Source organism: Streptacidiphilus sp. BW17 (genome assembly GCF_041262485.1).
Taxonomy (GTDB): Bacteria; Actinomycetota; Actinomycetes; order Streptomycetales; family Streptomycetaceae; genus Streptacidiphilus.
The window spans coordinates 74,351-82,124 of record NZ_JBGCCR010000035.1 but is presented as its reverse complement, the minus strand read 5'-3'; the positions used below and the strand labels follow the sequence as shown (position 1 = coordinate 82,124).

Below are 7,774 nucleotides of genomic sequence, written 5' to 3'. Positions count from 1 at the left end.
GGGGGGGGTGGGGGGCGGGTGGGGGTCCATTGGCGTTTTTCCGCCCCCTCTTCCGGGGGGCGGGGGGGGGGGGGGGGGGGCGGCCCCCCCCCCCCCCCCCCCCCCGGGGGCCGGGGCTGGCTTGTCCGCTCGTCCTACGCGCGGATGAGCGCGATGCAGAGGCCCAGGACGGCGATCAACTGGAGGGCCACCCGCGCGTTGATGACGCGGTCCCAGGTCGCCTGGAGCGCACGGGCGTTGGCGAGGGTCTGGCCCTCGTCCGCGGCGGTGGTCAGCGCCTTGTTGACCGGCGCGCTGATCCTCGCGTACACCACCAGCCACACCACCAGCGCGACCGTGCCGACACCCGCGGCCGCCGCAGCCGCGCCGTGACCGCTCACGCCCGCCACGATCGTGCACGCGAGCGCAGCGATGAGACCCACCGCGCCCGGAGCGGGCATGCGCTTGTCGCCGAACCGGTGGACCTCACCCATGACCTTGGTGAGCATGGCGTCGTCCACGTTCGCCAGCGCGGACCGCTGGACGAGCGCGCAGAAGAAGTCCGTCCCATAGACGATGCCGTTGGCCAGGATGCCTACAACTGCCAGTACCTGAATGAGCGTCACCATGAGTGACTCCAGCCTTTCTCTCGTGCCCCGCCGGGCCACGACCCGGATTCCCGAAGGATGATCTCGTGTCGGGCGCGCCCAGCAGATCGGATCAGTTTCGTGAGCAGTGAGGGAACTTCAGTCAGCGCTCAGCTGACGCCGGCGACCGCGTCCGGCTCGGCGGCGCGGGCGACCGGAGCCTCGCCCCCGGCCGGTGCGGACTGCTTGACGCGCCCCCGGACGAAGCACATGGCGATCCCGCCCAGCGCCACGACCGCGGCACCGACCCACAGCGCGGGCACGAGCCCGGCCACGAAGGTCTTGGCCGTGGCGGTGCTGCCCTCGGCGGTGAAGACCGAGGTCAGCACCGCGACCCCGAGCGCGCCGCCGAACTCCCGCAGCGCGTTGTTGGCGCCGGAGGCGATGCCCTGCTCCTCGGTGCGCACCGAGTCCATCAGCACGTTGGCGATGGGGGCGTAGAAGAGGGCCATGCCCACGCCGCCGAGGATCAGAGCCGGGATCTGCTCGCCGTAGGTCACGCCCGCCTTTGAGATGACGGCGTACCAGGCCAGCCCGGCTGCCTGGAAGAAGAGCCCGAGGATGACGATGGGCCGGCCGCCGATCTTGTCGGAGAGCATGCCCGCCACCGGGGCGACCAGGATCGGCATACCGGTCCACGGCAGCATCCGCACACCGGCGCCCAGGGCGTCGTAGCCCTGGACGTTCTGGAGGAACTGGGTCAGCAGGAAGATGGCGCCGAACATGCCCAGAGCCATCAGCAGGCTGGCCGCGTTCACCCCGGCGAAGGAGCGGTTGGCGAAGAGCCGCATCGGCAGCATCGGGTGCTTGACCCGCAACTCCCAGAGCACGAAGGCCAGCACCAGGACCGCGCCGCCGATCAGCGAGGCGAGGATGCCCGTGCTCGTCCAACCGTCGTCGTGGCCGCGGATGATGCCGTAGACCGCGCCGAACAGGCCGAGGCTGATCAGGACCGTGCCGACCACGTCCAGTCGGGCGCTCGGCCCGCGGCTCTCCTTCAGGCGCCATCCGGCCAGCGGCACCAGCAGGATGCCGATCGGCACGTTGGCCCAGAAGATCCACTGCCAGGACATGTGCTCGACGATCGCGCCGCCGATGAGCGGTCCGGTGGCCACCGCGAGGCCGTTGACCGCGCCCCACGCGCCCAGCGCCACGCCACGGAACTTGGCGGGCACGTGCGCGGTGAGCAGGGTCAGCGTCAGCGGCATGACGATCGCCGCGCCGACACCCTGGATCGCGCGGGCGGCGATCAGGGCGTTGATCCCGGTGGTGGAGGCCGCCGCCGCGGAGGCGACCGTGAAAAGCACCAGGCCCCCCATGAACATCTTGCGCCGCCCGAAGCGGTCGCCTGCGGACGCGCCGAGCATCTGCAGCACGGCGAAGGTGAGCGTGTAGGCGTTCACCGTCCATTCGAGCTTGTCGATGCCGCCACCGAGGTGCCGGCCGATCGTCGGCAGGGCGGTGATGACGACCAGGTTGTCCAGCATGGCCATGAAGCCGGCGAGACCGGTCACGATGACCGCCCACACCACCACTCCCCGCCCGACTCCCTGCGACGGGGCGCCAACGGTGTCCGTCATGGACCTTCCTCTTTCCTGGTAGCGACTGATGTCCGGTTCGGCGGACCCGGAGGCGACGTGGAACTGACGTTGGAGCAGCAGCGTGTTCCGGTCCGCGATGAGCTGCTGGTACGCGACTCCAGCGCTCTATCGCTGGGCGAGATCATCGGCGTCCGCACTCAACTGGTCGACGAGAAGCTGGAGTCGGGTCACCTCGTGTCCCGGGCGCAGCCGTCCGCTGTGGGCGAGTGCGACCAGGCCGTGCAACGCACCCCAAAGCAGCTCGGCGAGACTGTCGAGGTCACGGTCTCCCGCCAGGGGGGCGATGGCCTCCCGCAGCTCCGCGAAGGCGGCCACGAGCGGCTCAGGAGTGTCTACCACCCCGAAGTCGAGTCCCACTGGAAGGGTGAACATCGCCTCGTAGACGGTCGGGTTGTCGGTCGCGAACCGCAGGTACGCCTGGGCGAGTCCGCGCAGACCGGCCGCCGGCGTGGCCTCCGTCCGGCAGGCCTCACCGAGCGCTTCGGCGAGCTCGTCGAAGCCCTCCAGCGCGACCGCCTGGACGATGTCCTCCTTGGCCTTGAAGTGCTTGTAGAGCACGGGTTGGCTCCACTCGATCTGCTGCGCCAGGCGCCGGGTGGTGACGGCGCCCCAGCCCTCGGCCTCGGCGAGCTCCCGTGCTGTGGAAATGATCAGTCGTCGGCGCTGGACCTGCTCGCGCTCCCGACGCTCCTGCAGCGACATGACTAGAAAGATAGCCAGGACAGGACTTCTGTCAACACTAGAATTGCTCTTGCTACATCTGCTAGCGTTGACAACATCGCACATGGGCAGGGCAGTCGACCTACCGGAGTGGCGCCGACGATGCAGTACCGCAAGCTGCGCAGCCGTGGCCCGACCGACGCCTTCCAGGGCCGCTCCAGAACCGATCCATCCGACCCGGGCAGACTGCCGCCACCGAAGGCTGCCCGCACGGAAAGAGGGAGCAGATGAGCAGCGGACCCGTGCGTCGTGTGCTCGTCGCCCGCCCCAACCCGACTACAGGAGACGCAGGCCCCATGGCACACCCGCCGTTCACCACCCTCCACCGCAGCCACCAGACGATGCTGCTCGCGCACCGGGCCATGTCGCGGGACCTGGAGTGCCTCGCCCGCGCCGCCGCCGTCCTCGCGGAGCGACCCGACGCCGCGCGGGCCCGCGCCCTCGCCAAGTACGCCGACCAGCTGCTCCACCTGATCGAGCACCACCACACCGGCGAGGACGACGTCCTGTGGCCGGAGCTGGCCAAGCGCGGCGCGGACCCGGAGGCGCTGGAGCTGATGGCCGCCGAGCACGGCGAGCTCGCCGAACTGCTGCAGCAGACCGGTCGTGCCGCGGCCGACCTCACCACCGACCACTCTGCGGCGCTGCGCCTCTCGGCGGCGGCGAGCGACACCCACTCCCTGCTCACCCGGCACGCCGCGGACGAGGAGGACCAGCTGCTCGGCCGCCTCGCCCCCCACCTCACCGACGAGGTCTGGGACGCGCTGCGTAAGCACATGATGAAGACGCAGGCGCCCTGGGCGCTCACCTTCCTGCCGCCGTGGCTGGCCGCCGTCGCCACCCCGGAGGAGCGCAGCGGCGTCCCCGCGCCGCTGATCGCCAAGCTCGGCGGCAGCCGCCTGCGCGCCCTGCGGCGCGCGGCCTTCGGCGAAGAGCTGGCCGCGCAGGCAGCCTGACGAACCGTCAGTATCGCGAGCCGGGTTCGACGCTCACCTCCTCCGACGGGCCTTGACCGTGCTGTCCATCCGCACGGTCGGCCGCCCGTCGGGGGCGTTGTGGGCGCACTCGTGCTCCGCGCTGACCAGGACCTCCCACTCCCCTTCCACGAGGCTCAGATCGGCCACGACCTCGTCCGGGCTGGGGAAGTGGACGTCGGGGTGGTGGTCGTGCCCGTCCTCCCAGGACGGGAAGCCGCCGTGGCCCTCGATGAGCAGCACGCCACCGGGTGCGACGGCCGCCGTTGCCCGGCGCAGGATCTCCTCGCGCGGGATGTCCACCGTCGAGTGCAGGAACTGGACGCTCACCAGGTCGTACTCCCCCTCCGGGAAGGACGCGGCGAGGTCGTGGCGCTGCCAGTCGATCCGGTCCGCGACCCCCTCGACGGCCGCCTGCGCGGCGCCGCGGTCGAGTGCGGCCCGGGAGATGTCCACCGCGGTGACCGTCCAGCCCTGCCGGGCGAGGTGGATCGCGTCCCCGCCTTCGCCGCACCCCAGGTCCAGGGCGCGCCCCGGCGCGAGGTCCGCCGTCTCCCGGACCATGGCGTCGTTGGGCCGCCCGCTCCAGACCTGCCGGCGCTCGCCGTAGAAGGAATCCCAGAACTGCTCGTTCGTCGTCACATCAGTCATGCGGCGATCGTCCGTCGCCCGCGGCGGGACCGACAAGTCCTGTTGCCGGTTCGGCAAACCCGACCCGCTTCTTGACCCTCCTGGGCCGGACGGCCCCTACCGGATCTCGTAGGTCCCGTCCAGCCGGGCGCGGCCGAGGACGTGACCCGCGAGGGCGGCGAGCACGTCGTCCAGGCCGAAGCCGTCGGAGAGCTCCAACGCCCGGTCGACGGCGAAGAGTTGGAAGACGTAGGCGTGCGGTCCGTGCGAGCGGACCGGCATCGGTCCGGCCCAGCCGCGGCGGCCGAGCGCGCCCTTGCCGTGGCGAATACCCGGGACCGGGCTGGGGTGGGCGAGGGCGTTGTCGGGGATCCCCTTCAGCGAGGGGTCGATGCCCAGCGCGAGGGCATGGGTGGCGGGCTTGCCCATCGGGACGTCGGGGTCCTGCGCGATGAGCACCAGCTCGACGGTGCCGGCCGGGGGCTGCGTCCACTCCAGCGCGGGTGAGACGTTCGCGCCGAACATCCTGCCGCGGTACGCCTCCGGGATGGGCGCGCCGTGCTCGAAGGCCGGGCTGGTCAGCGTGAAGTTCTCCGGAGCCTGCAGATCGGGGCGCGCCCAGACGAGGGTGTGCTGACCGGCGCGACGGTTGCGCAGGGCGACGCCGAGCGGGTTTGCGGGCATAGCTGCCTCGACTCTTCCTTTAGGTACACGAAAGATCTCTTTAGGTATACTAATCAGCCATGGAGAAGCAGGCAACCGACCAGCAATCCGCCGGGATACCCCTCGGAACGGACGAGCCGGACCTCAGCGGCGCTCTGCGCTCCGCCGTCGGACGCCTCTACCGCCGCTTCCGCAGCGAGCGCCCGGACGGAAGCCTCGGCGACGTGGCGCTGGAAGTGCTCACCCGGCTGCACAAGCACGGCCCGCAGACGCTGACCGAACTCAGCGAACGCGACCGGGTCTCCCCCGCGTCCATGAGCCAGACCGTCAACCGCCTCACCTCCGCCGGATACGCCGTCCGCACCCCCGATCCGGACGACCGCCGCAAGGTCCGCTTCAGCGCCACCGCGGAGGGCGACGCACTCGCGCGCGCCGCACGCGACCAGCGCAACGCCTGGCTGGACCGGCGGTTGCGCGCACTCAGCGCCGAGGACCGCGCGGTGATCGCCCGCGCGGCAGAACTGCTCGGCGGCATCGCCGACTCCTGATCACGGCGGACAGCTAGGCACGCTCACATCCGTCGGACGCGCAGCACCCCGGTCAGCATCGGCAGCGTGAACTCGCCGCGCGCGGTCTCCGGCCTGCTCGCCAGGAACCCGCGGATCCGGCTCAGCAAGGCCTCCCGCTCCTGCTCCGGCATGACCAGCACCCCCGCGCGCGTCGCGAGAGTCGCGACGAGCGAGTCCGCTGTGCGCCGCTGCCCGTGCGGGAACGTCGCCTGCTCCGGCGAGCCGAACCGAGCGGGCCCGCCGCCCGCCTCGGGCACGTGCATCGCCGCCGTCTCGGCACGCCAACTGGCGGGCGTGTCACGCGGACCGATCGCCGCGCCTCCACTGACCCGCGCCAACTCGGCGACCCACTCGACCTGATCGTCCATCACGTTCCACAGCCCGGCCAGGATCCCGCCGGGCTTGAGGACCCGGGCGATCTCCGGTCCCGCGACGGCCATGTCGAACCAGTGCATCGCGTTCCCAGCCAGCACGGCGTCAACGGACCCGTCCGGCAGCGGGATCGACTCCGCACTGCCGGAAAGCGCCCGGACGTTCGGCAGCGCGCGACGCAGCTCCCCCAGCATCGCCGGATCCGGCTCGACCGCGACGACGTCGGCGGCGGCGACGACGGCGGAGTCGGCACCGCCGAGGCCCTTCGCGACCAGCGTCGCCGTCAACTTGCCCGTCCCCGCGCCCAGATCGAGCACGCGCGGGCCAGGAGCGGCCTCCAGCGCCCAACGCACCGCGTCCTGCGCGTAGTCCGGACGGTGCTCGGCATACGCGACGGCCGCGGCACCGAACGACGAGGCGTGCAGCTGCTGTTCATCCCGATCCGCCATGCGCTCACGCTAGCCCTGCCGCGCACGATCGACCCTGCAATACGAGAATGCGACCGAAATGTGCGCGAGTGTTCATGGTCCGCTGACAGAAGATCAACAAGGAGAAGGCACTCTTCCGTCTGGTGCCATCACATGGAAAGACGGTGGAGAGCGTTGATCAGCATCCTGCTCGCTGAGGACATGATTCTGCTTCGGAAGTCACTGGTCTCGCTTCTGAACCTGGAGCACGATCTGGAGGTCGTGGCCGAGACCGCCCGGGGTGACGAGATCCTGCCGCTGGCGCACCGGCACAGACCCGACGTCGCGGTGCTCGGCACCGAACTGCCCGGCGTGGACGGCATCACCGCATGCCGTCAGCTGCACGACCAGCTGCCGTCCTGCCGGACCATGATCCTCACCGACGTCGGCGGACCGGGCAGGCTGCGCCGGGCACTGGCCGCCCACGCCGTCGGCTACATGCTCACCGACTCCGAACCGGCCGTCCTCGCAGGCGCCATCCGCTCCGTCGCCGCAGGCGGACACGCCATCGAGCCCAAACTCGCCCTCGCCGCCCTCGATGCGGGCAGCAGCCCACTCACGCCCCGCGACTTCGAGGTCCTGCGCCTGGCCGCCGACGGCGAGGACGTCAAACAGATCGCCGACCGTCTCTATCTGGCCTCCGGCACCGTCCGCAACTACCTCACCAACATCGTCACCAAACTCAACGCCCGCAACCGCGTCGACGCCGTCCGCATCGCCCAGGAGGCGGGCTGGCTCTGAGACCTGCCGGGTGCGCTGTGCGCTCGCTCCAGCGATCCTCGAGTGCGCCGCCCAAACCTGTGGGCCCTCTGCTCCAGCCCCACATCCTCCCTTCGGGGACTCTGCTACGGACGGTGAGAGCGATGTCGACGACCATCCCCTTCAGACAGGGCGACTTTCGGCAGGGCGACGAGGTCCGGGTCTACCGGGACGGCCCGCTGGCCGCGGTGGAGACCGCGACCGTCGTCCGGATCACCGAGGACGGCGGTGTCCGGCTGCGCTTCCCGACCGACGGGCACGAGGTCACCTGGCGGCACGGCGGGATCGAGCTCGCGACGCGCACCCACACCCCGCACTACATCGCCTGACCACAACAGCCCCAGGAGTCGAGTGGCGTAGCACGGGGGTGAGCGGGAAGAAAGCCAGGAAGGG

At 71.0% G+C, this 7,774-nt stretch carries 10 protein-coding genes; 4 read left to right on the top strand and 6 right to left on the bottom strand.

The genetic code is table 11. The annotated features are described in order from the left end of the window. Positions 1 to 134 precede the first annotated feature (134 nt). The 3 genes from ABH940_RS30985 to ABH940_RS30975 all read right to left on the bottom strand — a co-directional run bounded on the left by ABH940_RS30985 (position 135) and on the right by ABH940_RS30975 (position 2,929). Positions 135 to 608, bottom strand: coding sequence for a DUF1772 domain-containing protein (locus tag ABH940_RS30985; RefSeq protein ID WP_370106792.1), 474 nt, complete (start codon positions 606 to 608; stop codon positions 135 to 137). A gap of 128 nt (positions 609 to 736) precedes the next feature. Continuing rightward, positions 737 to 2,206 carry a DHA2 family efflux MFS transporter permease subunit gene (locus ABH940_RS30980; RefSeq protein ID WP_370106791.1) on the bottom strand — a complete coding sequence of 490 codons (1,470 nt, stop codon included), beginning with the start codon at positions 2,204 to 2,206 and terminating at the stop codon, positions 737 to 739. Between the two features lie 126 nt (positions 2,207 to 2,332). Continuing rightward, positions 2,333 to 2,929, bottom strand: coding sequence for a TetR/AcrR family transcriptional regulator (locus tag ABH940_RS30975; protein ID WP_370106790.1), 597 nt, complete (start codon positions 2,927 to 2,929; stop codon positions 2,333 to 2,335). A gap of 314 nt (positions 2,930 to 3,243) precedes the next feature. Here ABH940_RS30975 and ABH940_RS30970 point away from each other — a divergent pair, with 314 nt between their 5' ends. Further along, positions 3,244 to 3,903 carry a hemerythrin domain-containing protein gene (locus tag ABH940_RS30970; RefSeq protein ID WP_370062421.1) on the top strand — a complete coding sequence of 220 codons (660 nt, stop codon included), beginning with the start codon at positions 3,244 to 3,246 and terminating at the stop codon, positions 3,901 to 3,903. Positions 3,904 to 3,936: 33 nt separating this feature from the next. Here ABH940_RS30970 and ABH940_RS30965 read toward each other — a convergent pair whose 3' ends face one another. Next, on the bottom strand, positions 3,937 to 4,572 hold the full coding sequence (locus ABH940_RS30965) for a cyclopropane-fatty-acyl-phospholipid synthase family protein (protein ID WP_370106789.1): 636 nt from the start codon (positions 4,570 to 4,572) through the stop codon (positions 3,937 to 3,939). A gap of 96 nt (positions 4,573 to 4,668) precedes the next feature. Continuing rightward, a complete protein-coding gene (locus ABH940_RS30960) occupies positions 4,669 to 5,235 on the bottom strand; it encodes a YbhB/YbcL family Raf kinase inhibitor-like protein (protein WP_370062417.1) in 567 nt (188 codons plus the stop codon). 59 nt (positions 5,236 to 5,294) lie between these two features. Here ABH940_RS30960 and ABH940_RS30955 point away from each other — a divergent pair, with 59 nt between their 5' ends. After that, a complete protein-coding gene (locus ABH940_RS30955; RefSeq protein WP_370062415.1) occupies positions 5,295 to 5,762 on the top strand; it encodes a MarR family winged helix-turn-helix transcriptional regulator in 468 nt (155 codons plus the stop codon). 23 nt (positions 5,763 to 5,785) lie between these two features. Here ABH940_RS30955 and ABH940_RS30950 read toward each other — a convergent pair whose 3' ends face one another. Beyond that, on the bottom strand, positions 5,786 to 6,604 hold the full coding sequence (locus ABH940_RS30950) for a class I SAM-dependent methyltransferase (protein ID WP_370062413.1): 819 nt from the start codon (positions 6,602 to 6,604) through the stop codon (positions 5,786 to 5,788). 153 nt (positions 6,605 to 6,757) lie between these two features. On the opposite strand from ABH940_RS30950, the gene ABH940_RS30945 reads away from it, so the two are divergent. Further along, complete coding sequence (locus ABH940_RS30945) at positions 6,758 to 7,363, top strand: DNA-binding response regulator (protein ID WP_370062411.1); 606 nt, start codon at positions 6,758 to 6,760, stop codon at positions 7,361 to 7,363. Positions 7,364 to 7,485: 122 nt separating this feature from the next. Beyond that, positions 7,486 to 7,710 carry a hypothetical protein gene (locus ABH940_RS30940; protein WP_370062409.1) on the top strand — a complete coding sequence of 75 codons (225 nt, stop codon included), beginning with the start codon at positions 7,486 to 7,488 and terminating at the stop codon, positions 7,708 to 7,710. Positions 7,711 to 7,774: the final 64 nt, after the last annotated feature.